The sequence below is a fragment of the Seminibacterium arietis genome (assembly GCF_042675725.1).
GTDB lineage: Bacteria > Pseudomonadota > Gammaproteobacteria > Enterobacterales > Pasteurellaceae > Seminibacterium > Seminibacterium arietis.
Genome location: NZ_JBHTJN010000011.1, coordinates 96,926 through 121,715, shown reverse-complemented (window position 1 = coordinate 121,715; position 24,790 = coordinate 96,926). Strand labels below are relative to the sequence as shown.

General features: G+C 34.2%; 26 protein-coding genes, 1 other RNA gene and 1 pseudogene. 13 read left to right on the top strand and 15 right to left on the bottom strand.

Going from position 1 to position 24,790, the window contains the following annotated elements; all coding sequences use genetic code 11:
- Window positions 1-27: 27 nt before the first annotated feature.
- A complete protein-coding gene (gene znuB, locus ACFQ02_RS06210; protein WP_380820676.1) occupies window positions 28-813 on the bottom strand; it encodes a zinc ABC transporter permease subunit ZnuB in 786 nt (261 codons plus the stop codon).
- Window positions 806-1,615 carry a zinc ABC transporter ATP-binding protein ZnuC gene (gene znuC / locus ACFQ02_RS06205; RefSeq protein ID WP_380820674.1) on the bottom strand — a complete coding sequence of 270 codons (810 nt, stop codon included), beginning with the start codon at window positions 1,613-1,615 and terminating at the stop codon, window positions 806-808. The genes znuB and znuC overlap by 8 nt, the downstream gene beginning before the upstream one ends.
- Window positions 1,616-1,803: 188 nt before the next feature.
- Between znuC and mepM the strand changes: the two genes are divergently transcribed.
- The 5 genes and pseudogenes from mepM (at window position 1,804) to ACFQ02_RS06180 (ending at window position 6,966) form a co-directional block, all read left to right on the top strand.
- Window positions 1,804-3,234 (top strand): murein DD-endopeptidase MepM, encoded by a 1,431-nt coding sequence (gene mepM / locus ACFQ02_RS06200; protein ID WP_380820672.1) that lies wholly within the window; start codon window positions 1,804-1,806, stop codon window positions 3,232-3,234.
- A 120-nt stretch (window positions 3,235-3,354) separates the two neighbouring features.
- Window positions 3,355-4,308: an ABC transporter permease gene (locus ACFQ02_RS06195; RefSeq protein ID WP_380820669.1), complete on the top strand. Its 954-nt coding sequence runs from the start codon at window positions 3,355-3,357 to the stop codon at window positions 4,306-4,308.
- Window positions 4,305-5,270: an iron chelate uptake ABC transporter family permease subunit gene (locus ACFQ02_RS06190; RefSeq protein WP_380820666.1), complete on the top strand. Its 966-nt coding sequence runs from the start codon at window positions 4,305-4,307 to the stop codon at window positions 5,268-5,270. Before ACFQ02_RS06195 ends, ACFQ02_RS06190 begins: the two co-directional genes overlap by 4 nt.
- Window positions 5,261-6,025, top strand: a complete 765-nt coding sequence (locus tag ACFQ02_RS06185) for an iron ABC transporter ATP-binding protein (RefSeq protein ID WP_380820664.1) — start codon at window positions 5,261-5,263, stop codon at window positions 6,023-6,025. Before ACFQ02_RS06190 ends, ACFQ02_RS06185 begins: the two co-directional genes overlap by 10 nt.
- 22 nt (window positions 6,026-6,047) lie before the next feature.
- A pseudogene (locus ACFQ02_RS06180) lies at window positions 6,048-6,966 on the top strand (siderophore ABC transporter substrate-binding protein).
- A 93-nt stretch (window positions 6,967-7,059) separates the two neighbouring features.
- Here the strand turns inward: ACFQ02_RS06180 and ACFQ02_RS06170 are convergent.
- Window positions 7,060-8,271, bottom strand: coding sequence for an aromatic amino acid transport family protein (locus ACFQ02_RS06170; protein ID WP_380820655.1), 1,212 nt, complete (start codon window positions 8,269-8,271; stop codon window positions 7,060-7,062).
- Window positions 8,272-8,534: 263 nt separating this feature from the next.
- Between ACFQ02_RS06170 and ribH the strand changes: the two genes are divergently transcribed.
- Genes ribH through dapB form a run of 6 tightly spaced genes read left to right on the top strand, consistent with a single transcriptional unit; the run spans window position 8,535 to window position 12,467 of the window.
- Window positions 8,535-9,008, top strand: a complete 474-nt coding sequence (gene ribH / locus ACFQ02_RS06165) for a 6,7-dimethyl-8-ribityllumazine synthase (RefSeq protein WP_380820653.1) — start codon at window positions 8,535-8,537, stop codon at window positions 9,006-9,008.
- Between the two features lie 2 nt (window positions 9,009-9,010).
- On the top strand, window positions 9,011-9,439 hold the full coding sequence (gene nusB / locus ACFQ02_RS06160; RefSeq protein ID WP_380820651.1) for a transcription antitermination factor NusB: 429 nt from the start codon (window positions 9,011-9,013) through the stop codon (window positions 9,437-9,439).
- A gap of 27 nt (window positions 9,440-9,466) precedes the next feature.
- A complete protein-coding gene (thiL, locus tag ACFQ02_RS06155; protein ID WP_380820649.1) occupies window positions 9,467-10,480 on the top strand; it encodes a thiamine-phosphate kinase in 1,014 nt (337 codons plus the stop codon).
- Between the two features lie 3 nt (window positions 10,481-10,483).
- Window positions 10,484-10,987 carry a phosphatidylglycerophosphatase A family protein gene (locus ACFQ02_RS06150; protein WP_380820647.1) on the top strand — a complete coding sequence of 168 codons (504 nt, stop codon included), beginning with the start codon at window positions 10,484-10,486 and terminating at the stop codon, window positions 10,985-10,987.
- Between the two features lie 2 nt (window positions 10,988-10,989).
- Complete coding sequence (locus ACFQ02_RS06145) at window positions 10,990-11,628, top strand: LysE family translocator (RefSeq protein WP_380820644.1); 639 nt, start codon at window positions 10,990-10,992, stop codon at window positions 11,626-11,628.
- 23 nt (window positions 11,629-11,651) lie between these two features.
- The gene (gene dapB / locus ACFQ02_RS06140) at window positions 11,652-12,467 is read left to right on the top strand and encodes a 4-hydroxy-tetrahydrodipicolinate reductase (protein ID WP_380820642.1); all 816 of its coding nucleotides are present in this window, start codon (window positions 11,652-11,654) and stop codon (window positions 12,465-12,467) included.
- On the opposite strand, the gene yfaE is transcribed toward dapB, so the two are convergent.
- Window positions 12,462-12,710, bottom strand: coding sequence for a class I ribonucleotide reductase maintenance protein YfaE (gene yfaE / locus ACFQ02_RS06135; RefSeq protein ID WP_380820640.1), 249 nt, complete (start codon window positions 12,708-12,710; stop codon window positions 12,462-12,464). The two genes, dapB and yfaE, sit on opposite strands and share 6 nt — an antisense overlap.
- A 51-nt stretch (window positions 12,711-12,761) precedes the next feature.
- Window positions 12,762-13,892, bottom strand: a complete 1,131-nt coding sequence (nrdB, locus tag ACFQ02_RS06130) for a class Ia ribonucleoside-diphosphate reductase subunit beta (protein WP_380820638.1) — start codon at window positions 13,890-13,892, stop codon at window positions 12,762-12,764.
- Between the two features lie 191 nt (window positions 13,893-14,083).
- Between nrdB and ffs the strand changes: the two genes are divergently transcribed.
- Window positions 14,084-14,181: signal recognition particle sRNA small type (gene ffs / locus ACFQ02_RS06125), an RNA gene on the top strand.
- A 34-nt stretch (window positions 14,182-14,215) separates the two neighbouring features.
- On the opposite strand, the gene cydC is transcribed toward ffs, so the two are convergent.
- From cydC to ACFQ02_RS06105, 4 genes are all read right to left on the bottom strand, one after another.
- Entirely contained in the window at window positions 14,216-15,949 is a 1,734-nt protein-coding gene (cydC, locus tag ACFQ02_RS06120) for a heme ABC transporter ATP-binding protein/permease CydC (RefSeq protein WP_380820636.1), read from the bottom strand.
- Entirely contained in the window at window positions 15,949-17,712 is a 1,764-nt protein-coding gene (gene cydD / locus ACFQ02_RS06115; RefSeq protein WP_380820633.1) for a heme ABC transporter permease/ATP-binding protein CydD, read from the bottom strand. The genes cydC and cydD overlap by 1 nt, the downstream gene beginning before the upstream one ends.
- Window positions 17,713-17,816: 104 nt before the next feature.
- Window positions 17,817-18,770: a thioredoxin-disulfide reductase gene (gene trxB, locus ACFQ02_RS06110; RefSeq protein ID WP_380821017.1), complete on the bottom strand. Its 954-nt coding sequence runs from the start codon at window positions 18,768-18,770 to the stop codon at window positions 17,817-17,819.
- Window positions 18,771-18,833: 63 nt separating this feature from the next.
- A complete protein-coding gene (locus ACFQ02_RS06105) occupies window positions 18,834-19,694 on the bottom strand; it encodes a co-chaperone YbbN (RefSeq protein ID WP_380820630.1) in 861 nt (286 codons plus the stop codon).
- A 91-nt stretch (window positions 19,695-19,785) separates the two neighbouring features.
- Between ACFQ02_RS06105 and ACFQ02_RS06100 the strand changes: the two genes are divergently transcribed.
- Window positions 19,786-20,058: an acylphosphatase gene (locus tag ACFQ02_RS06100; RefSeq protein WP_380820628.1), complete on the top strand. Its 273-nt coding sequence runs from the start codon at window positions 19,786-19,788 to the stop codon at window positions 20,056-20,058.
- Between the two features lie 31 nt (window positions 20,059-20,089).
- Here ACFQ02_RS06100 and ACFQ02_RS06095 read toward each other — a convergent pair whose 3' ends face one another.
- From ACFQ02_RS06095 to ACFQ02_RS06070, 6 genes are all read right to left on the bottom strand, one after another.
- Window positions 20,090-20,923: a metal ABC transporter permease gene (locus ACFQ02_RS06095; RefSeq protein ID WP_380820626.1), complete on the bottom strand. Its 834-nt coding sequence runs from the start codon at window positions 20,921-20,923 to the stop codon at window positions 20,090-20,092.
- Window positions 20,916-21,773, bottom strand: a complete 858-nt coding sequence (locus ACFQ02_RS06090; RefSeq protein ID WP_380820624.1) for a metal ABC transporter permease — start codon at window positions 21,771-21,773, stop codon at window positions 20,916-20,918. The genes ACFQ02_RS06095 and ACFQ02_RS06090 overlap by 8 nt, the downstream gene beginning before the upstream one ends.
- Window positions 21,774-21,784: 11 nt before the next feature.
- Window positions 21,785-22,690: an ATP-binding cassette domain-containing protein gene (locus ACFQ02_RS06085; RefSeq protein ID WP_380820621.1), complete on the bottom strand. Its 906-nt coding sequence runs from the start codon at window positions 22,688-22,690 to the stop codon at window positions 21,785-21,787.
- 1 nt (window position 22,691) lies between these two features.
- On the bottom strand, window positions 22,692-23,573 hold the full coding sequence (locus tag ACFQ02_RS06080) for a metal ABC transporter substrate-binding protein (protein WP_380820618.1): 882 nt from the start codon (window positions 23,571-23,573) through the stop codon (window positions 22,692-22,694).
- A gap of 113 nt (window positions 23,574-23,686) precedes the next feature.
- Entirely contained in the window at window positions 23,687-24,016 is a 330-nt protein-coding gene (locus ACFQ02_RS06075; RefSeq protein ID WP_380821014.1) for a TusE/DsrC/DsvC family sulfur relay protein, read from the bottom strand.
- A 53-nt stretch (window positions 24,017-24,069) separates the two neighbouring features.
- On the bottom strand, window positions 24,070-24,729 hold the full coding sequence (locus tag ACFQ02_RS06070) for a Bax inhibitor-1 family protein (RefSeq protein WP_380820615.1): 660 nt from the start codon (window positions 24,727-24,729) through the stop codon (window positions 24,070-24,072).
- Between the last annotated feature and the right edge of the window lie 61 nt (window positions 24,730-24,790).

The window sequence follows — 24,790 nt, the reverse complement described above, 5'->3', positions numbered from 1 at the left end:
AAGCCGTGGATTTTGAATTATTTTTGCTCAATGATTTTGTTTTTTAAATAAAGAAAGTATAAATAAACACGCGGATCCTATTACTACTGATGGACCTGCTGCAGTATCATAAAATCCTGAAAAAGATAAGCCAATAGATACAGATATAATGCTAAGTAGAACACTAATAAATACCATTTTTTCTGGAGTATCAGAAAAACGCCGAGCAGTGGCTGCTGGGATAATTAGCAAAGATGTGATTAATAAGGCTCCAACAAATTTCATGCTGATAGCAATAGTAAGTGCGGTTAATATCATCAGTAAAAATTTCATTCTGCTAATATTAATTCCCTCTACTTGTGCTAATTCAGGACTGACTGTAGTGAAGAGCAGAGGTTTCCAAATACATAACAAGGCAATTAACACGATAGCCACACCAATTGCGATTAGTAGTACGTCATTGTAATTGATAGCTAATAAGTCACCAAATAAATATGCCATCAGATCTACCCGTACATTTTGCAATAATCCCACAGTGATAACACCCAAAGATAGACAACTGTGAGCAATAATACCAAGTAAAGTATCAGCCGAAAATTGAGTGCTGTTTTCTAGCCATATCATAAAAACAGCTAATATTAGTGTCATTAAGATGATCGCTAAATAAGGATTTATTTCCAAGAAAATTCCTAGGGCGACTCCTAGCAAAGCTGAATGTGAAAGCGTATCACCAAAATATGCCATTTTTCGCCACACTACAAATGCACCGAGTGGAGCAGTAATTAAAGATAATAAAATGCCAGCTAGCCAAGAAGGAAAGAGAATATCAAACATTGTTATTTTCCTTATTTTGATGTGTACAAACCGTGCTACGTGATTCGCTATTACAACATACATCACCATGAATATTATGTTTATGGTTGTGATGATGAGCGTAAAAGGCAATATTTTTTGATAGTTGATCGCCGAAGAAATGAATAAAAGTAGGATCATTAGATATTGTTTCAGGTGTTCCCGCACAACATAAGTGGCGATTAATACAAAGTACTTCGTGAGTTTCTTTCATTACAATATGTAAATCATGAGAAACCATTAATATAGCACAATTTAACTGACGTTTAGTTTGTTGAATAAGTTGATAAAGTTCAGCTTGTCCGTTTATATCCACTCCTTGAGTAGGTTCATCCAATACTAATAAATTTGGTTTATTTAATACAGCTCTTGCAAGTAAAACCCGTTGCATTTCACCACCAGATAGTTTTTGCATACTATTTTTGCTTAAATGAGTGATGGAAAATTGCTGCAAAACTGCTTCAATATCAGATTTTGATGCTTTTTGCTTCAAACTTAAAAATCGAGAGACTGTGATCGGCATACTTTGATCTAAATAAATTTTTTGCGGTACATAACCAATACGCACGTTTTTGTTATGGATTACTTTTCCTGTTGTAGGTTTTTGTAACTTCAGTAAAATCTTGAGTAATGTTGACTTTCCGCCACCATTGGGTCCAACAATGGTAACTACGGAATTACCATAGAGAGTAAGATTAATATTTTCTAAGACCCTATGCTGTTCAAGTGTCATATTGATATTTTTTAATTCAATCAGTGGCGAATGAATAGTTTTAGTTTGCATAATAGGCTGCGTAATTGATAAAAATTGGCGTTTAAAATAACTTATTTTGCGATTTTTAACAAGTTTAGAGTAATATAGTTTATAATGCGTACGTTTTATATTTTTTATAATATTAGTGAATTTTTTGCATTGCAATTGGTCTGAGTAGAACTTGACTCAATGTTTTAATGATAAAGGAAAAGAATAGAGTGCAGCGACGTTGGTTATTAGCTAGAGATATTAGAAAAAAGAAGTCACGCATTAAATTAATTGTATTTTTTCTAGTATCATTGTTGCTTGTTGTAGGTATCTTCCTTGCTTTATCTATTGTCACAGAAGATAAACAAAATGTTGTAAAAATTAATGGGATAGAATATCAATCCACTTCAGCTGAGAGCATCAAGGATGCTTTATCTCCAGTTAAATTTGCTGAAAATGATGCTACTTCTTATGATGACGAATTACAGGCTCATGATGATGAGGTAGAACAAGTAAATTTAGATGATGATAGTTTGTCGCAGTTACCAGAAGAAGCCCAAAATGCACTAGAAAATTTGCTCGACGTGGCTGACCAAGCAATTCGTATTAAGGAACAATTCAGTCATACAGTTGTTCGAGGTGATACTTTAAAAGATGTATTAGAGCTATCAGGTCTAGAAGATGATACAGCACAAAAACTCACCGCACTTTACCCAGAATTGAAAAAACTTGAACCAGGACAGCAGTTTTACTGGATATTAGGTAAAAATAATGAATTGGAATATTTAAATTGGTTAGTATCGCAAAGAGAAGAGCGAATTTATGAGTTAGAACAGGGTAACAATTATACTCGTCGTATCTTAGAGAAAAAAAGCATTTGGAAAACGGAAGTATTAAAGGGAAAAATTGAAGGTTCTTTGAACAAGAGTTTGAAGGCGCTGGGATTAAATAGTAAACAAATTTCTCAGTTAGCTACCGCACTTCAATGGCAAATCAATACAAAAAAATTAAAAGCAGGAGATAAATTTGCACTTTTAGTTTCTAGAGAGTATCTGGACAATAAATTAACAGGGCAAGGTAATGTAGCAGCTATTCACATTATTTCTAGCGGAAAAAGCTATTATGCAATTCAAGCGAGTAATGGTCGTTACTATAATAATCAGGGGCAAACTTTAGGTAAAGGTTTTTCTCGCTATCCAATGCGGCGGCAGGCAAGAGTTTCTTCACCTTTTAACCCTAATCGTAGGCATCCCGTCACAGGACGAGTTAGACCTCATAATGGGGTGGATTTTGCAATGTCAATAGGGACGCCAATCATCGCACCAGCAGATGGCACAGTAGAGAAGGTGGCTTACCAAGCAAGGGGGGCTGGTCGTTATATTGTAATAAGACATGGACGTGAATACCAAACTGTATATATGCACTTAAGTAAACCATTAGTTAAAGCAGGACAAGCAGTTAAGCGTGGAGAACGAATAGCATTGTCTGGTAATACTGGGATGTCAACGGGACCACATTTACACTATGAATTTCATATTAGAGGTAGACCTGTAAACCCGTTAACTGTGAAGCTACCTGGTGTAAGTAGTGAAATGTCAACTAAAGAACGCAAACAATTCTTGTTAAGAGCAAAAAAAGCGGAAAATCAATTGAAGCTTTAGTGTTTTTCTAACGAAGAGCGGTGGAAATAGAAAATTCACCGCTCTTTGTATTTTATACCTATTTTGAGGTATAATATTTCATGATTAGATTAATAATTATTTTTATTTCACTTTGTTTTTATGATTAAACGTCGCTATTTATTGATATTACTATTGCTTTTCTCAAGTATCTCCTTATTTTTAGGGGTAAGTACGATGAATTTGAAAGGGCTGATTGATTTTGATTCTGAACAGTGGCATGTTTTTTTAATCAGTAGATTACCTCGTTTGATTAGTATTCTTATTTCAGGAGCTTCATTGAGTATTTGTGGCTTCATTATGCAACAATTAAGTCGCAACCGTTTTATTTCTCCGACTACCGCAGGGACAATGGATAGTGCAAAGTTAGGAATTTTAATTACGATTTTATTTTTACCTACAGCTTCTATGCTAATAAAAACTATAGTTGCCGTAATAGTATCGTTTGTAGGTACACTGGTTTTTATAGCAATCTTATCTCGCTTGAAGTTTAGAGAACAAATATTTGTTCCTTTGGTCGGTATTATGTTTGGTAATATCATTGGCTCTATTACAGCATTTATCGCTTATCAGCAAGATTTATTGCAAAACCTATCTGGTTGGTTGCAAGGGGATTTTTCATTGATTATGTCTGGTCGGTATGAGATCTTATATTTCAGTATTCCTGCATTAATTATTGCTTATTTATTTGCTAATCGTTTTTCGATTGTAGGAATGGGAGAAGATTTTGCGATCAATCTTGGTCTTAATTACAAGCGAGTACTCTATCTTGGGCTGGCAATTGTAGCGACAGTTTCTTCTATCGTTATTGTATCTGTAGGAGTCATTCCATTTTTAGGTTTAATTATTCCAAATATTGTTACGCTTTATTTAGGGGATAATTTGAAGAAAGTTCTTTCTCACACTGCACTTTTAGGTGCTGTCTTCGTTCTATTTTGTGATATTTTAGGTCGTTCAGTAATTTATCCTTATGAAATATCAATTAATGCAATAGTAGGAGTTTTTGGTAGTGCTATTTTCTTATATTTATTACTAAGGCAGTATCAATATGATTGAAAAAAAGAAAAAACTATCATAATCGAATTATTATATTGCTAATTTTGACCGCACTTTCAGTGACGTTATATTTATTTTATGGGTTACCTAAGCGTTGGGAATATGCGTTAAATAGTAGAATATTAACTTTATCAGCGATTGTAGTAACAGGACTATCTCTTGCTTTGGCGACGATGATTTTTCAAACTATAGTAAATAATCGAATTTTGACTCCAAGTATTTTAGGATTGGATAATCTATATTTGTTAATTCAAGTGTCAATTATTTTTGTGTTCGGATCTAATGCATTGGCGGAAATTAAGTCAATTTGGTTATTTGCAGTCTGCACAGGAGCAATGATTTTATTTGCTTTATTGCTATATTATTTTTTATTTAATAAGTCAAGACAGAACATATTCTTCTTACTATTAGTGGGCATTGTGTTTGGTACATTTTTCCAAAGCATGACTACTTTCATGGAAGTATTAATTGATCCAAATGAATTTCAAATTGCACAGGATATAGGGTTTGCTAGTTTCAATAATATTAATATAGAGATTCTGTGGGTTTCGATTGTGATTTTATTATGCACTACATTGTATACTCTACGATATATCCGCTATTTTGATGTCTTGTCACTAGGACGTGATCACGCTATTAATCTGGGTATTAACTATCAGCAGATTAGTAAGAGACTTTTAGTCGCAGTTGCTATTTTAATTTCAGTTTCCACCGCACTTGTTGGACCTTTAACTTTCCTAGGATTGCTTGTGATGAATTTAACTTTTGAATTTATTCGAACTTATCGGCATTCTATCTTGATTCCATCAGCAATGTTGATTTCTGTTATCACTTTGGTTTTTGGTCAATTTTTAGCTTCACAAGTTTTTACCTTCGGTACAACCTTAAGCATTATTGTGAATTTTGTGGGAGGTAGTTATTTTGTTTACTTATTGTTGAGAGCGAATAAAAAATGGCAATAGAAATAAGAAATGTGAGTAAAGTTTATGGTAATAAGAAAGTTGTAGATAACGTTTCTTTGACTATTCCTCAAGGGAAAATTACTTCTTTTATTGGTCCAAATGGAGCTGGTAAGAGTACATTACTTGCCATAATTAGTCGTTTGCTCATGGCTGATGATGGAAAAGTTTGTTTAAATGGGAGGCTTATTCATGAGCAAAACAGTGAAGATGTTGCTAGACAACTTTCAATTTTAAAGCAATCTAATCATATTAGCTTACGTTTAACCGTAGAGGAATTAGTTGCATTTGGTCGTTTTCCCTATTCTAAAGGAAATTTAACGAAAACCGACCGTACTTTTATTAATAATGCAATAGATTATATGGACTTGAATGAAATTCGGTCTCAATATATTGATACACTCAGCGGAGGGCAACGCCAACGAGCTTATATTGCAATGACTTTAGCTCAAGATACAGATTATATTTTGTTAGATGAGCCATTGAATAACTTGGATATGAAACATTCAGTACAAATTATGCAGATATTGCGTAAGTTGACAAACGAATTAAATAAAACTGTAGTCATTGTCATTCATGATATTAATTTTGCTTCTTGTTATTCGGACTATATTGTTGCTATGCGAGAGGGTAAATTAGTTTGTCAGGGCAAAGTTGCAGATATTATGCAAGAAGCAGTTTTACATCAAATTTATGATATGAAAATTCCAATTCGGGAAATAGGTAATCATAAAATAGGCGTCTATTTTAGAACGTAAATAACAAATACAGGAGTAATTAATGAAAAAAACTTTCTTAACTTTAGCAACGTCATTATTAGCGTTATTGGCAGTATCAAGTGTAAGTGCGGTCGATATTACAGTTGAAAATGCAGCAGGAAAGCAGCTTGTTCCACAAAATCCACAACGAGTTGTGGTATTAGATTTTTCCGCTGTAGATAGCGTAAGAGCATTAGGTGAAAAAAACAAAATTGTTGGTTTGGCTAAGTCAGTCAACATACCTGATTATTTGAGTGAATTTAAAAGTGAAAATTACGTTAATTTAGGTTCTCTTAAGGAGCCAGATTTTGAAAAAATTAATGATTTGAATCCAGATTTGATCATTGCAACTACGAGACAGAAAAAAGTAATTAATCGTTTAAAAGAAATTGCTCCCGTTTTTTATATGCATACAGATTACACTAAGTTATATGAAAGTTTTCAGCAAAACGTGAATGCATTAGGACAAATTTTCTCTAAACAGGATATAGCAAAAGAAAAATTAGCTAACCTTGAACAACGAATGAAAAGTTTAGCAGAAAAAACTAAAGGTAAGACAGCATTGGTCACATTGGTAAATGAAAGTAAAGTGAGCGTTTATGGTGACGTCTCTCGTTATGCTGTAGTGTATAATAATTTTGGTTTTACTCCAGCAGACAATGCTATTAAATCTTCTTTCTACTCACGGCATGAGTGTTGGATTCGAATATATTCTGGAAAAAAATCCTGATTATTTATTTGTAATTGATCGTACAGCCGCAATAACTGAAAAACTAAATAATGCTCAAAAAGTACTGGATAATGCTATTATTAAGAAGACAGAGGCTTATAAAAATGACCAAATTGTTTATCTCAACTCAATTAATTGGTATTTAACGTTTGGTGGATTAGAAAGCATGGGAATTATGATTGACGAAATTGAAAATGCTATTAAAAAATAACGAGTTCTGATTAATTTATTCTAATTAAATAAGTGCGGTTAAATAATTTAATATTTTTTACCGCACTTTGTTGATTCAGGCTTTTTTAACTAGCTAGCCAATCACTTTAGGTAAATAACCTGCTTCGATCAAGAAAGGAACGCACATAATTAGCAATCCAAGTAGCAGAGCAATAACTAATCCAATTGTCCCACCAAAAGCTCTGTATGACATATCTGGATAACGTCGTCTAGCTATCCATACCATACCAACAGGAAGTACAAGCCCATAGAATGTGAATAGTTGTCCTGCATAACCAAGAGCAGCAATAAATCCATCTGGATAAAAAAGAGCAAACGCTAGTGGAGGAATAAATGTTAATACTCCTAATCCGATACGACCAGCTCTAATATTAATACGTTGAAGCAAATCATTTAAACAATCAAATAGAGAGATAGCAACGCCTAAAAACGAAGTGATCAAAGCCAATGTTGAAAAAATTCGTACAGCACTACTGATAAGTTTACTGTTAGTTGCTTGATAGGTTGCAGCAATTAAGCCATTTAAAGTTGGATCCGAATTAATGATCTCTATAAATTGTGACTGTGGGAAAACACCATGAGTAGCACATTGCCATAAAATATATGCAACTAATGGGATTCCTGTGCCTAAAATAATAGCAATACGTAAGCGACGAATATCACCATCTAAGTAATTATTAATAGTTGGAATAATAACATGGAAGCCAAAAGAAGTGAAAAATACTGGACTAGCAGAAATAATCAAAAAGTCTTTTAATGGCATTGCCACAATATTTTCACTTTTGACTAATGGCAACATCATCGTTAAGACAAGGGCAAATGCAACTAGTTTAATGATGAATAATAATCTAGTGAGAGCATCAACAGCACTAGTACTGATGACGATAAATATACCAAGTATTATAGTAAATAATATAATAGAAATAGGTTTTGCAGAATCACCAAGAAAGTCAAATAAACCAGCTAGTAATGAGCCTCCTCCAGTAACATAAGCAGCTAAGATAGCGTACATAAAAATTACGAGAGATAATGTAGTAATAATACGTCCGCCCATACCGAAATATTGTTCTGCCAAAGTTGCGATACCCGCTTCTTTACGTTCAGCTTTTTGATAAACTTCAACGAATAATAAAGCACTATAAGAGAGTAAAATCCAAAGTGAAAATAACAATATTAGTGTGTAAGTGAAGCCCATTTCCGCTGATGTAAGTGGCATTGCTAGCATCCCCGCACCTATGGTTGTACCTGCAACCAATAAAGCACTACCGAAAGTTTTATTTTTCATGAATAGGTTCCTAAATTTTATGGATAACAAATTTTTTATTTAGATTCAAAATGCAGTTAGATCCCAACGTAGAGTGATGATTGTAATTATATTTTTACATCTGTCAATATTTTATTACACCTTGTGCAAGGTTAGCTTGATGTTTCTTAGGCATTTTAAAGTCGGACACTGATTATAATAGAATAAATAGGATTTATTACATGAGCAAGAAATTTTGTGGTAAAATTCGCAAAAATTTTGTTATAGATAATTTGGGAAAGAGTATGAAAACATTAGAAGGGGTAGTTGTTGCTCCTAATGCGAAAGTTGCTGTAATAGTGGCTCGTTTTAACAGTTTTATTAATGAAAGTTTGTTAGAGGGGGCATTAGATGCTTTAAAACGCATTGGTCAAGTAAAAGACGAAAATATTACTTTAGTTAGAGTACCAGGTGCCTACGAGTTACCTTTAGCAGCACGCCGTTTAGCTGAAACGGCTAAATTTGATGGTATTGTTGCATTAGGAACAGTGATTCGTGGAGGAACTGCCCATTTTGAATATGTCGCTGGTGAAGCGAGTAGTGGTTTGGGGCAAGTTTCTATTCAGTCAGATATTCCCGTCGCTTTCGGTGTACTAACAACTGAGAATATTGAACAAGCTATTGAACGAGCTGGTACTAAAGCGGGGAATAAAGGGGCAGAAGCAGCCTTAGTTGTATTAGAGATGATTAACTTATTAAATGAAATTAAGACGGTATAATTATGAAAGTACAACCTAAAAAATCTTCTCCGCGTCGTAGAGCTAGGGAATGTGCTGTTCAAGCATTATACTCTTGGTATATTTCTCAAAATTCTATTGATATTATTGAGCTGAATTTTGTAACAGAGCAAGAAATGAAAGGAGTGGATTTACCTTATTTTCGCACGTTACTTCGACATACAGTTCAATACATTGATGATATAGAAAACATTCTATCCCCTTATTTGGATCGAGATATGAATGAATTAGATCCAATTGAACGAGCGATTCTATGTTTAGCTAGTTATGAACTGAAATTCCAATTGGATGTACCCTATAAAGTTGTTATCAACGAAGCAATTGAAGTAGCTAAAGTTTTTGGTGCAGAGGAAAGTCATAAATATATTAATGGTGTTTTAGATAAGATTGCACCAGTGTTGTCACGTAAATAAAGCAATTGTTCGAGGGGAAGCATAGCGATGACTGATAGTGAATTTGATATTATTCAACATTATTTTTGTGCTTCTAAGAGACTGCCTCGTAAAGATGTACTTTTATCTGTCGGTGATGATTGTGCAATTACAGAGCATCGTGAAAATCAGAGAATTGCAATTACGACAGATACAATGGTAGAGAATACTCATTTTTTACCAGATATTAGACCAGCTGACTTAGCCTACAAAGCTGCTGCTACTAATTTGAGTGATTTAGCCGCTATGGGTGCAGAACCAGCATGGTTTTCTCTCGCTTTGATTTTACCTAAAATAGATCATCAATGGCTAACGGAGTTTAGCCATAGTTTTTTTGATGTTTTAGATCATTACAATGTTGATTTGATTGGCGGTGATACTACTAAAGGTGATCATCTAAGTATTACAATTACAGCTCAAGGTGTTGTACCTAAAGGGAAAGCATTATGTCGTCATAGTGCTAAGGCAGGAGACTGGATTTATGTTTCAGGCTTTTTGGGAGATAGTGCAGGTGGACTATCATTACTGTTGCAAACAAAAAGTGCGGTCACTAAATTTGAAAATGCTGATTGTCAATATCTTGTTAAACGTCATTTACGCCCAACGCCAAGAGTATTACTTGGTTTTGAATTGGCTGTTTCTTCTTTAGCAAATGCTGCAATTGATATTTCTGATGGTTTTGCAGCTGATCTAGGACATATTTTGCAACGCAGTCAGTGTTCAGCTGTGATTGATTTAGAGAAACTTCCTATTTCTCAATCTCTAATAAATGTATTTGGAAAAGTACAAGCTGAAAAATTTGCTTTAAGTGGGGGAGAAGATTATGAGCTTTGTTTTACTGTATCTGAATTAAATCGAGCAAAATTAGAGCGAGCTTTAACACATATAGGAGTTAATTATACTTGTGTTGGACAACTTAGACCTCAGCGTTCTTACCATAAAAAAACAATATTATTCAAGCGTAATGGTGAGCAAGTTGAACTTGATTGTAATTTAGGCTTTGATCACTTCAAAGTAGGATAATTTATGCAAAAAAAACACAATTCTAATTCTATTAAGCAGTTAAAACTGTCTAATCCAGTTTATTTTCTCGCTTTGGGTTTTGGTGCTGGATTAATTAGTAAAACACCAGGAACTTGGGGTTCTCTAGTTGGTTTATTGCTTGGCTGGGTAATATTGCAATTTATCAGTTTATCTTTTTTTATCATATTAACTATAATTTGTTTTGTTTTAGGTTGTTTGATATGCGAAAAAACATCGATAGCGCTTGGCGTGCATGATCACGGTAGCATTGTATGGGACGAGATCGTTGGTATTTTTATCGTGTTGCTAGCTATACCCGCTTTAACATGGCAATGGTGTCTGATAGCATTTGTTATATTTCGTTTTTTTGATATAACCAAATTTTTTCCGATTCGTTATTTTGACAATAAACTAAAAAGTGGTTTTGGTATTATGATCGATGATGTATTAGCAGCTATTTATAGTGTTATTGTGATTAAAATAATTTCTTTTTATTTCTTTTTATAACAATGGTTACGATTCTATTCATCAATTTTTTAGGATTGCTTAGTCCTGGACCAGATTTTATGTATGTTAGCCGTAAATCACTTAATGAAGGAAAATATCATGGTATGGCTGCTGCTTTTGGCATTGGACTAGGTATTTTCTTTTGGTCTGGAGCAAGCATACTAACTTTGTCTTTACTGAATAGCACAAATAACTTAGTACAGTATATTATTATGTGTTTAGGTGGAGCTTATTTAAGCTACAGTGGTTTGACAATAATTAAACATACCGCTAAAAATACAGCAATTGAGCATGGTATCAGTGATTTTAACCAATCCAATGACAATATATTACGTCAAGTCTTTAAGGGGTTATTAATTAATTTAAGTAATGCTAAAGTAATCGTATTTTTTGCTAGCGTATTATCTGGTTTTATAGCCGATATTTTCAGCTGGACAGATATGTTATTGATTAGCTTATTATTAGGATTAGAAACTTTTGTTTATTTTTCGATTATTGCCTTTTTCTTTTCTCGTAATAGCGTAAGAAATTTCTATGTGAAAAACAAAACTTGTGTTGATTACATTTCAGGATTAATATTTTTGTACTTTGGTTGTGGATTGATCTACACGGGAATTTCTACTTTAGTAACATTATCTTAATAAGTAAACGACAAGGAACAAATATGACAACATTGAACATTGCAATTACAGGTGCTGGTGGACGCATGGGAAGACAATTGATTCAAGCTGTTCACTGTGCTGAGGGAGTAAAACTAAGTGCTGCTTTTGAGCGTAAAGATTCCTCATTAGTTGGTACAGATGCAGGTGAGTTAGCTGGGATTGGATTTTTAGGAGTGGAAATTTCCGATAACTTAACAGCATACAAAGATAAATTTGATGTTTTAATTGATTTTACTCGTCCTGAAGGGACGCTAGAGCATTTAGAGTTTTGTGAAAAATATCAAAAAAAACTGATTATTGGTACAACTGGGTTTGACGAAGAAGGTAAATTATCAATTAGAAGAGCCGCTGATAATATTAGTATCGTATTTGCCTCAAATTTTAGTGTCGGCGTAAATTTAGTATTTAAGTTATTAGAAAAAGCGGCTAAAGTAATGGGGGACTATTGCGATATCGAAATTATTGAAGCTCATCATCGACATAAAGTCGATGCACCTTCAGGTACCGCACTTTCGATGGGAGAACATATTGCTAAGACATTAGGTCGAGATTTAAAGACTAATGGTGTGTTTGCTCGACAAGGTATTACAGGGGAGCGTAAAAGAGACGAAATCGGCTTTTCAACAATACGTGCATCAGATGTTGTAGGAGAACATACAGTGTGGTTTGCTGATATTGGCGAACGAGTAGAGATTTCTCATAAAGCATCAAGTAGAATGACTTTTGCTAATGGAGCTGTGCGTGCAGCTAAATGGATTTCAACTAAAGAAAATGGTTTGTTTGATATGACTCATGTTTTAGATCTAGATAATTTATAAATCAAGTTCTAGATCTTCTATTGCTTGACTACAGCAAAGTAAAATTTCATCTTGGTTTAAAAAAGCGAGGGGCTTTTCTTGGTAAGAAATTTCCCCTTTTTTTATTTTTGCTCTACAAGAACCACAGTAACCCGAGCGGCATTGATATTCGTGATGGATGCCGTGTCTTTCTAGGTTTTCTAATATAGACAGACTGTTGTCGAGTTCAAATCTAAGATTAGAGCGAAGCAAAGTTATTTTCATAGAATATACGACCGCACTTTTTTATTAGAAATGCAGCAGAAAATGATAAAATTACAGATCGAAATCATTGAAATCGCTAGTATCTACTTTTGAATCAATTTGACCAACTAAATAAGAGCTAACTTCTACTTCTTGTGGAGCTACTTGCACATTATCTGATACTAACCATGCATTAATCCAAGGTATAGGATTAGAGCGAGCTTCAAATGGTAGCGGTAGTCCTACAGCTTGCATACGGATATTAGTTACATATTCTACATATTGAACTAAAATATCTTTATTTAATCCAATCATAGAGCCATCTTTAAATAAATAGTCAGCCCATTCTTTTTCTTGTTCTGCAGCAGCTAAAAAGAGATCATAAGCTTCTTGTTTGCATTCTTCTGCTATTTCAGCCATTTCAGGATCATCTTGTCCTGCTGCCATAATATTTAAAATATGTTGTGTCCCTGTCAAATGTAATGCCTCATCTCGAGCGATAAACTTAATAATTTTTGCATTTCCTTCCATTAATTTACGTTCTGCGAAAGCAAAAGAACAAGCAAAAGACACATAAAAACGAATAGCTTCCAAAGCATTCACGCTCATCAGGCAGAGATAAAGCTGTTTTTTTAAATTTCGTAAACTCACTATGCAGTTTTTACCATCTACAGTATAACTTCCTTCACCAAATAAGCTATATAATTGGCTGTCACGAATTAAATCATCATAATAAATAGATATATCTCTGGCACGTTTGATTATTTCTTCATTGGTCACAATATCATCAAATACAATAGAAGGATCATTTACAATATTGCGAATAATATGAGTATAAGATCGAGAATGAATAGTTTCAGAGAATGTCCAAGTTTCGATCCAAGTTTCTAACTCAGGAATAGACACTAAAGGGAGCAGTGCGACATTTGGGCTACGACCTTGAATTGAATCTAATAAAGTTTGATATTTTAAATTACTAATGAAAATGTGTTTTTCATGTTCGGGTAGTGATTGGTAGTCAATTCTATCTTGTGATACGTCTACTTCTTCAGGACGCCAAAAGAAAGAAAGCTGTTTTTCAATTAATTTTTCAAAAGTCTCATATTTTTGTTGATCGTAGCGAGCAACGTTTACATTTTGACCGAAAAACATTGGCTCTTTGAGTTGATCATTTTTATTTTGTGAAAATGTAGTGTATGCCATAGTAGTATTCTTAATTGTTAGGAAATTAAAAGACAGTTCATTCTATCATGAAAAAAGAGAGAGATTCGAAGTTTTTGTAAATACTTTATGGCTGTATGATCATTTTTACGATAAAAAATTGCAATTGGAAAAAACTTATTGCATAATAGCGAAACTTGATTCTACTAAGTAGAAGAAATTCAATGGAGATCTTCTTGGTCTCTCGCAATGATATCTGATTTACTTGGTCAGGTTCGGAAGAAAGCAGCCAGAGTCAGAAATTTCGTGTGCCGAGATAAGCTGGGAAGGTCTCCGCCCAACATCATATTTTTTTATTAGTTTCCTTAATCAATACGTTCAATTAGTTGTCTGAAGTATCCATCTGGTTTATTACAGAGTTCAGTATAACTTCCTTGCTCAATCAATTTTGTGTCGTCAATAATACAAATTAAGTCAAATTGTTCAATAGCTGTTAAACGATGAGTGACCATTAGCAAAGTTTTATGCTGACAGTGTGCTAATATCAGTTTTAATATTTGTCGTTCAGTTTCACGATCTAAACCTTCCGTAGGTTCATCAAGTAATAAAATTGGTGCATCATTTAATAAAATGCGAGCCAATCCCAAACGCCGTTGTTCACCACCAGAAAGAGGACGCCCACCATCACCTAACCATAAATCTAAATCTTCTGGCTGCTCAAGCAAATTTTTAAGTCCAACTAGTTTTAGTATATCTCGCATTTTTTCATCGTTAATGAGTTGAGAATTGGCAATTTGCAAATTATTTCTCAATGTATCACTGAAAATATGTACTCGTTGGGTTAGCAAGCAAATATGTTGTCGTAAACTTTGTTCAGAATAAGATTGGATCGGTTTACCAGCAAGTAGAATTTCTCCTTGTATAGGATCGTAATTACGTACAATAAGCTGTAATAGAGTAGATTTTCCACTTCCAGTTTTACCTAAAATTGCAACTTTTTCTCCTTGTAAAACAGAAAAGCTAATTGTATTTAAAGCAATATCCTCACGTTCAGGATAAGTAAAGCAGACATTATTAAAAGTGATAGAAAGTGCGGTAGTATTTTCAATAGTTTCATTACCAGTAAACTGCACTAAAGGAGTTTGCTTTATGATTTCGTTCACTCGTTCAGCAGAAGCAATTAATTGACCTATATGTAAAAAGGCGGCACCTATTGGCATGAGAATTTCGAAAGCAGCGAGTGAGGCGAAAGTAAATAGAGCGATAATTGCTGTTTTATACCCTGACGTACTGAAATCTGCATCAGCAGCAAACCATAGGGTACAAGACAAAATGATACCATTAGCAAATAATAAAATTGCAGTAGATACCCCTGATAGTTTTGCTTCTTGCAGTTGATAACTTTGCCATTCTTTTTCAGTTTGATCTAGTTGTTGTTTTAATGATAGATGGGAATTGAAAAGCAGCAATTCTGCTTGAGCCTGAATGAATTCTACAAAACGAGTGCGATAGTCAGCAAGAGAAAGCGTTAGTTTATTACCAAATTTAGTACCTAGATGATAAAACAGTATTGGAATAACGAGAAGTAAGATAAGTAAACTTGAACCAATAAATAATGCAAGTGGAATATTGAATAGAGCAAGTCCTAATGTGATAAATCCAATAACTACTATTGCACTGATAATAGGTGCAAGCAAGCGTAGATAAAGTCCATCCAAAGTATCTACATCCGTCACTAAACGATTTAATAGATCGGTATTGCGATAGCGATTTAATACACTGGGGCTTAAAGGTATCAGCTTTTTGAAAACTTGTACACGAAGTTTTGCTAATATGCGAAATGTAGCATCATGTGTGACGACTTTTTCGAAATAGCGAGCAACAGTTCGACCAATAGCTAAACCTCTTACTGTTGCAGAAGGGTAAAAAAAATTGAATAATGAACCGCTTCCAGCAAGTGCTGTTGCAGCTAAGAACCAGCCAGAAATTGTCAGTAAACCAATGCTTGCGGCAAGCCCTGCAATCATGAGAATTAATCCTAAAAATAGCACTGCTTTAGCGTGAGTGAATAAACGCAGAAAAGATAGTAGGGCTTTCATTAGTGAATATCCTGTTTTCGTTGTGCTAAAAGGTCGGCAAAAAAGCCTTTATCTTTTAATTCGTCAAATTTTCCTTGCTGAATAATTTGTCCTTGTTGCATGACTAAAATATTGTCGCATCGCTTAAGATCTTCAATGCGATGAGTAATCATTAGTGTAGTTTGTAGCGAACTGAGCTTGCTTAATACTTGTAAAACTTGATTCTCAGATTGAGCATCAAGGCTTGCTGTAGGTTCATCTAAAAGTAATAATTGTCCTTTACGCAGTAATGCACGAGCTATAGCTAATCGTTGTGCTTGCCCGACTGAAAGTCCAATTCCCCCTTCTTTGATTAAGGCATTCAACCCTAATTTTTTAGTAAATTCTTTTGCTTGAGCCGCTTGTAATGCTTGATCTATTTCAGTGTCATCAACGCCAATGTTTCCAAGTAACAGATTTTCTTTAATAGTACCTTGTAATAAGAGTGGGTTTTGTCCAACCCAAGCAATACATTTTCGCCATTGTTCAAGATTGATACAACGTAGTTCAATGCCGTTGATAGTAAGTTTTCCTTGATAGGGTAGAAAACCGAGTAGTACATTGATGATAGACGTTTTTCCTGCACCGCTCTGTCCTACAAGAGCAGTGTGACTTTTTGCTGGAAGAGAAAAATTAAGAGGACGAGTTAATTTCTCCCCTTGTGGCGATAGAATAATCAAGTCTTCTACTATAATTTCTACCGCACTTTCTGACTCAATAGTTTGTGTAAAGTTAGATTGGGTAGTTAAATAATCGCCTTCTAGAAATTCAACAATTGTATCAGCAGCCCCGATTCCTGCTGCTCGATCATGATAGTAAGTGCCTAAATCTCTCAAAGGCTGATAAAATTCAGGTGCAAGAATTAAGCAAAAAAAGCCAACAAATAATGTTACAGGCGTGCTATAGCTACCAAAATTTAGTTCTCCTAAATAATTAAAGCCGAAATATACAGCCATTAACGCAATAGAAATAGAAGTAAAAAACTCCAGTACAGCAGAAGATAGAAAAGCCATTTTAAGTACATCCATTGTTGTTTCTCGGAACTCTTCAGTTTTTTCTTCAATGTGTTGAGTTTGTTCTAAAGTGCGGTCAAATAATCGTAAGGTTTCTAATCCTCGTAGTCGATCAAGGAACTGACTGCTTAATTTAGCAAGAGTATCCATATTGCGTTGACTACTATCTGCTGCAGCGAATCCTACTAGGATCATAAAAATAGGGACGAGCGGTGCAGTAAATAATAGGATTAAACCAGCCATCCAATTTAAAGGGAAAATAGCAATTAGAATCACAATAGGTACGATAGCTGAGAGTGCTTGTTGTGGTATAAAACGTGCATAAAAATTATGTAAGTTTTCTACTTGTTCCAACATTAATGTTGCCCAACTTCCCGCAGGTTTATTACTGATCGTTGCAGGACCAACTTGGTTTATTTTGTCAAAGATTTTTTGACGAATGATGTTTCGCAGTTTTTTTCCACTTTTGAAACCAATTTTTTCTCTTAACCACAAAATTAATGCTCTTAATGCAAAACTAAAGAGCAAACCAATAAAATAAGATATTAATTGAGTACGAGGTGTATTATTAATAATTACCTCATGTAGTAATGTAGCAAGCAAATAAGTTTGTATGACTAAAATAACTGAAGATATGCAAGCGAGAAGTATATTAATATTTAGTAAGTTTCTAATGGGCTTTTGTTGATTTCGCAACCACTTTTGCAAATATTTTTGGCGAGCTTTATCCATAAGTTTTCTGTTTATTTTTATTATGCTTTAAGTGCGGTAATTTTTATTTTTGTTTTACTGCGGTGATTATTTTATTACGATTTAAAAAACCACCGCTTTATATTTTAGCTTTGAGCATCTAAGAAGCGTTCAGCATCTAATGCAGCCATACACCCAGAACCAGCAGAAGTTATAGCTTGACGATAGTTGTGATCTATTACATCTCCAGCTGCAAAAACACCCTCTACTGAAGTAGCTGTAGCATTGCCTTCTAAGCCCGATTTTACTACGATGTAACCTTTATTTAAAACTAATTGTTCAGCAAAAATATCAGTATTTGGTGAATGTCCAATAGCAACAAAAACACCATCTAATTTGAGTTCTTCTGTTTTATCAGAACGGGTATCTTTTAGGCGAATACCAGTAACCCCCATATCATCACCTAATACTTCATCTAAAGTGCGGTCTGTGTGTAGAATAATTTTACCTTCTTCTACTTTTTTGTATAATCGCTCTATGAGTATTTTTTCAGCTCGAAAACTGTCACGTCGATGTACTAAATGAACTTCAGCAGCGATATTAGCTAAGTATAACGCTTCTTCTACAGCAACATTTCCCCCGCCAATAACAGCTACGGGTTTATTACGGTAGAAAAAACCATCACAAGTAGCACAAGCGGATACGCCTCGCCCTTTGTAAGTTTCCTCTGACTTTAATCCTAAGTAACGAGCGGAAGCACCTGTTGCAATAATAAGAGCATCGCAAGTAAAGGTATTTGCATCACCATAAAGTTTGAATGGTCGGTTGGAAAGATCTACTTTATTGATGTGATCAAAAATAATTTCTGTATTGAATTTTTCCGCATGTTGTAGCATACGTTGCATTAATTCAGGTCCAGTAGTATCAGTAAAATCACCTGGCCAGTTTTCAATTTCAGTTGTCGTGGTTAGTTGACCGCCTTGTTGAAGCCCTGTTACTAGAACAGGATTAAGGTTGGCTCGAGCTGCATAGATCGCCGCAGTATATCCAGCTGGTCCAGAACCTAGAATGAGAAGTTTACTATGTTTAATTGCCACTATAAAAGTCCTCGTTATACGCAATGATTGATTGTTCTATTATAGAGATTTTAAAGATTAAATCTATTAATAGAGTAACGAATATAGCAATCGGCGATATTTATGAGTCACAGGATCATGACTACCGATAGCAGATAAAATGGAGAGAAATTGTTGTTTAACTTCACCATTGGCAATATTTAAGTCTTGTTTTAATAGATTAAATAACAAAGCCAAGCTTTCTTCATTACGTTGAGTTTGATGCAGTTGTAATGCTAATTTAAGAGCGGTCTCTGTAGTAGGATTTTTTTCAAAATCTGCTTGCAATTGTTGAATTTCGGGAGTATTAGCTGCTTTCAGCAATAATTCAATTTGCGATTGTAGCCCATGCCAACGGCTATCTCTATCTTGCAGAGGAATTTTATTTAGGATTTCTTGTGCTGGCTCAATACGCTTGATTGCAATATATGTTTCGGCATAAAGAAACGCAATATCACTATTTTTATGTTCAGAAATATCCCATGCTTCTTTGAGTAGGGGTAATGCATTTTCGTAATCATCAACAGCAAGAAAATCTAGTGCTAAATTAAATTTAATTTCTTCTTCTTCTTCTTCTTTTGGTAGGATAAGAGATAGTCGTTGTTTTAAATCTTGTTCTGGAATGGCACCTTGAAATGCATCTATTGCTTGTGCTTCTTTAAATAAATAAGTTGTAGGTAAAGTCTGAATACGAAATTGTGCAGCAATTAGCTGTTCGATCTCACAATTAATTTTACCTAAAATAAATTGGCTTTGATACTTTTCAGCATAGCTCTCTAATAGTGCAGTAAATTCTACGGAATGCTGATCTGATGGCATGTGAAATAATAATACTAGCGGAGTAGATTGTGAACTTTGCAGTATTTCATTAAGGTTTTGTTCATTTATATCAATAATATAGTTTTTCATTACAGTCAAAATAGAATATGGAGTAAAATCGGTTAGATTCTAACAAAGAGCGGTATATTTTTGCAAATTTTAGAGAGAATTAAGAGTTGATATGAAACAAAAAGAATTATTGATTTATGGACGAGTGCAAGGAGTAGGTTTTCGTTACTTTACGTGGAAACAAACGAAAAATATAGGGATTAGAGGATTTGTAAAAAATTTAAATGATGGTTCTGTACAAGTGATTGCTAAGGGTAATACAGAGCAACTGACTCAATTCTGTCAAATACTTAAGAGAGGATCAATTTTTGCTAAAGTTAGTCAGATTATTGAAAAAGACTATTTAGGTGAGGTGAGTGGCGAAAAATTTTATGTTAAATACTAACCGCTCTTGTTTAGGAAGAACGGTTAGTATTTTAATTTTTGAGTTGATTTTTAAATTTAGTGTAGCTTAATGATAGGCTAAACATAATAGCTTGTAGTATGACAATACATGCTCCAGTGGAACCATTAATATGATAACTGACTATTGTGCCAAAAACGCTAGTAGTAACAGAAACAACGATGGCAATAACTAGCATCATATCGAAACGCTTAGTCAGCACAAAAGCAGTGATACCTGGTGAGATTAACATGGCAACTACTAATATAACACCAACGACTTGCATCGCAGTAACAATTGTTAGCGATAATAAAGCTAATAGGCTATAGTGTAGAACTCTAGGGGATAGACCACTGACTTTAGTGTGCGTAGGATCAAAGCAATAAAGCAAAAAATCACGTCGCTTTAGTACCACAATTAAAAAAATTATTGTGGAAATAATCAGCGTTTGAATTACTTCGGCTGTGCTGACTCCAAGTAAATTACCAAATAAAATATGAGTAAGGTGCTGAGCAGGTTTTGCTTTAACAAACATTACCAGACCGAGAGCGAACATTCCTGAGAAAACGATTCCCATAACAGTATCTTCTTTAATACGACTATGTTCTTTTAAATATCCAATAGTTAGCGAGCAAATTACTCCTGCTCCAAAAGCCCCCGCAATTAGTGGAATGCCTGTAGTATAAGCGATTACTACACCTGGTAAAATAGCATGAGAAATAGCATCGCCCATCAATGCCCAACTTTTTAAAATTAAATAACAAGATAATACAGCACAAATTACTCCTACTATTAATGCAGTCCATAACGCATTTTGCATAAAAGTATAGGCTAAAGGTTCAGCAAACCAATTAATAATATTATTCATCACGTTTCTCTAATTTTATGATCTTTTTTTGTTGTAGTAAGCCGTATTTCGGTGATAAACAAAAGGCTAATAAGAAAAGTGCGGTTTGAAAACACACAATTAATCCCCCTGTTGCTCCATCTAAATAGTAACTAATGTACGATCCAAGCACACTAGTTAATATGCCAATAGATACTGCAATTTTGACCAAAGTTTTAAATTTATCTGTTAATAAATAAGCAGTTGCACCAGGGGTAACTACCATAGCGATTACTAAAATTGCCCCTACTGTTTGTAAAGCAGCTACTACACAAGCACTTAATAATGTAAAAAATAGAACTTTGTAATAAATTGGTTGGAGACCAACGGATTTTGCATGCGTTTCATCAAAAAAGATTAATAATAAATCTTTCCAAAAAATGAGTAATAAAGCTAAACAAATACCAGCAATAATTGCTACTTGAATAATATCTTCATCTGCGATACTTAAGATGTTTCCCAAAATTATATCTTGTACATTAACGGAAGTGGGGTTTAACGAAACTATTAGCAGACCAATAGAGAAAAAAGTGGTAAAAATAAAACCGATAATAGCATCTTCTCGAAGCTTCGAAATAGCCTTAATCCATAAAATAGAAATTGCAGCTAAAATGCCAGAGAAAAATGCACCTAAAGCATAAGGCAGTTGGAGAGCATAAGCAATAGCAACACCAGGCACCACTGAGTGAGAAAGTGCATCACCAATTAAGGACCAACCTTTTAACATTAAGTAGCATGATAAGAATGCACAAATTCCACCAACAACACCACTTATTAAAATAGCTTTTAGCATATAATTGTAACTAAAAGGCTCAAGTAATATATCTAACATTTTGATATTCCTTAAGTATTTTTAGTACAATCTAAATTGTTGTCACGATTTTCTTTGGTGATAGCTATTGGAGGATCATTTTTAGTCTGACCATAGAATATGAGTGGTAATTCTTCATCACTAAGTACAGTTACTGAGCGATCATCTTCATCATCATGTAACTCATTGCCTTGTAATTTTACATTACGTAATACACCACCAAAGGCTAATTCTAAGTTTTTTTGCGTAAAGGTCGTTTTAGTACTGCCTTTAGCCAAAATAGTGCGGTTGATCATTACAACCTGATCGCAATAATCAGGTACTGAACCTAGATTATGAGTTGAAACTAAAATTAAATAGCCTTCATTACGTAATTGTAATAAAAGCTCCATGATGGCATTCTCTGTTTTAACATCAACACCAGTAAAGGGTTCATCTAATAAAATGATTCGACTTTGTTGCGTTAAAGCACGTGATAAAAACACTCGTTTTTTTTGTCCACCTGAAAGTTCGCCGATTTGGCGATGAGCTAGATGTTCTATACCCAGTCGTTGCATGGCACGATGTACCTGTTCTTTATCAATAGCTTTTGGGATTCGTAAGAAATTCATGTAACCATATCGTCCCATCATCACGACATCATAAACAGAAACAGGAAATTGCCAGTCTACATCTTCAGTTTGAGGAACATAAGCAATAAGATTTTGCTTTAACGCTTTATTAATGGGGAGACCACATAATTGGATGTTACCCCGTTGAGGGGTAACAAGTCCCATAAGGCTTTTGAATAAAGTGGATTTACCACTGCCATTCACTCCGACTAAGGCACAAATTGTACCCTCATTTAATTGGAATGAGACATCATGAATTGCCGTATGCCCATTATTGTAGCGTACGGTTACATCTTCAACATAAATGGAAGCCGGAGTGTTAGACATATTATTTTTCAAATCCTTTTACAATAGTACTTACAGTTACTTTTAGTAAATCGATATAAGTTGGTACTGGCCCACCTTTTTTAGAAAGAGAATCCACATATAACGCACCGCCATATTTTGCACCGCTTTCTTTTGCTACTTGTTTAGCTGGTTTTGGTGAAATAGTACTTTCGCTAAATACTACAGGAATATTATTCTTACGTACTAAATCAATCAAATTACGAACTTGTTGTGGTGTACCTTGTTGTTCTGCATTGATAGGCCATAAGTAAGCTTCTTGGAAACCATAATCTTTTGCTAAATAGCTAAATGCACCTTCGCTTGTAGCTAACCAGCGTTGAGTTTCTGGCACTTGAGCTAATTTTTCACGTAAAGGTTTATCTAAATCTTTAATTTTTTGTGCGTATAATTCTGCATTTTTACGATAAACATCAGCATTTTTTGGATCGTATTTTACGAAAGCATTTTTGATGTTTTCAATATAAATTAAAGCATTGCTTGTTGACATCCATGCGTGCGGATTAGGCATATCTTTGTAAGGACCTTCAGCAATTGCAATTGGTTCAATACCTTCAGTTACTACAACAGAAGGTCTGTCTTTAATGTTTTGGAAGAAACGCTCAAACCAACGTTCTAAATTAAGGCCATTCCATAAAATAAGATCAGCAGATTGAGCTTTTACAATGTCTTTTGGAGTAGGTTCATAATCATGAATTTCAGCACCAGGTTTAGTAATAGACTCAACTGTGGCTGCTTTACCAGCGATATTTTGAGCAATATCTTGAATAACAGTAAATGTTGTTACCACTTTAAATTTAGCGTGGCTTGGTAAGCTAAATAAGCTGAAAGCAGTTAAAGTGATAAGCATAATTAGACGTAACATAAATTCTCCTATAATTGAAATCTAATCGCACGACGAGTATAGCCAAAATATGCCTAGTTGTAAATACAAATAATTATCAAATAATTTACAATAGCATATATATTGTTTCAAATTTATAAACATTTTGCAGGTTTTGGTAATCCAGCAAGTTTTGTAGCCTGTTTGGCTGGACCTTGAGGAAAAAGTTTCTGTAAATAGCGACTATTACCTTTTTCCTGTCCTAGCTTTTGAGCTATCGCTTTCACCAGTAGGCGGATTGCTGGAGAGGTGTGGTATTCTTGATAAAAAGAGCGAACAAAATAAATGACTTCCCAATGTGCAGGCGTCAGCTTTAAATTGTCTCGTTGAGCAATCTGTAAAGCGACTTCTTCGTTCCAATCACTAAGATTAAGAAGATATCCATCTTTGTCAGTGTCGATAGAGATTTGATTGATTTTTAACATAATGTAAACAAGAAAAGAAATATACATAAAAGTATATTTCTTTGATAAATTAATTATTCATCTCGCATAATACCTAGTAAATTTAGCAAGCTAACGAAGATATTATACAATGATACGTATAAGTTGACGGTTGCTCGGATATAATTTGTTTCACCACCATGAATAATATTGCTTGTTTCATAAAGAATTCCCATTGATGAGAATAAAATAAATAAAGCACTTAAAGCAACATGAAGTGCGGTCATATTAAAGAAAATACTTGCAATCATACCGATAAGTAAAACAATAAATAAGGAAAACATCATACCACTAAGGAAAGACAAATCTTTTTTAGTAGTAAAGACGTAAGCAGAACAAGCAAAAAATACAGCAGCTGTTCCTCCCAATGCAAGCACAATTAAGTCACCTAAACCAGCTCCTACATAAGCATTTAAAATAGGACCTAGTGTGTATCCTAAAAAGCCAGTAAGAGCAAAAGTTGAAAGAATTCCCCAGCCACTATTAGCCAACGAATTGTTAAGAAATAATAAACCATAAAATCCAACTAGCATAACAATGATATTAGGGCGAGGTAAATTTAAGCTCATTGATACAAAAGCAATGAATGCTGAGAAAGCAAGGGTTAATGCGAGTAAGAAGTAAGTGTTTCTTAATACTTTGTTTGTTGTTAAAAGTGACTCTTTTTTTGTGTTAATAATAATTTGTGATTGCATGAAATCTCCTAGTAATAACAAATTCCTTGGTTTATTAAAGTAATAGTTGGATAATTAAAAG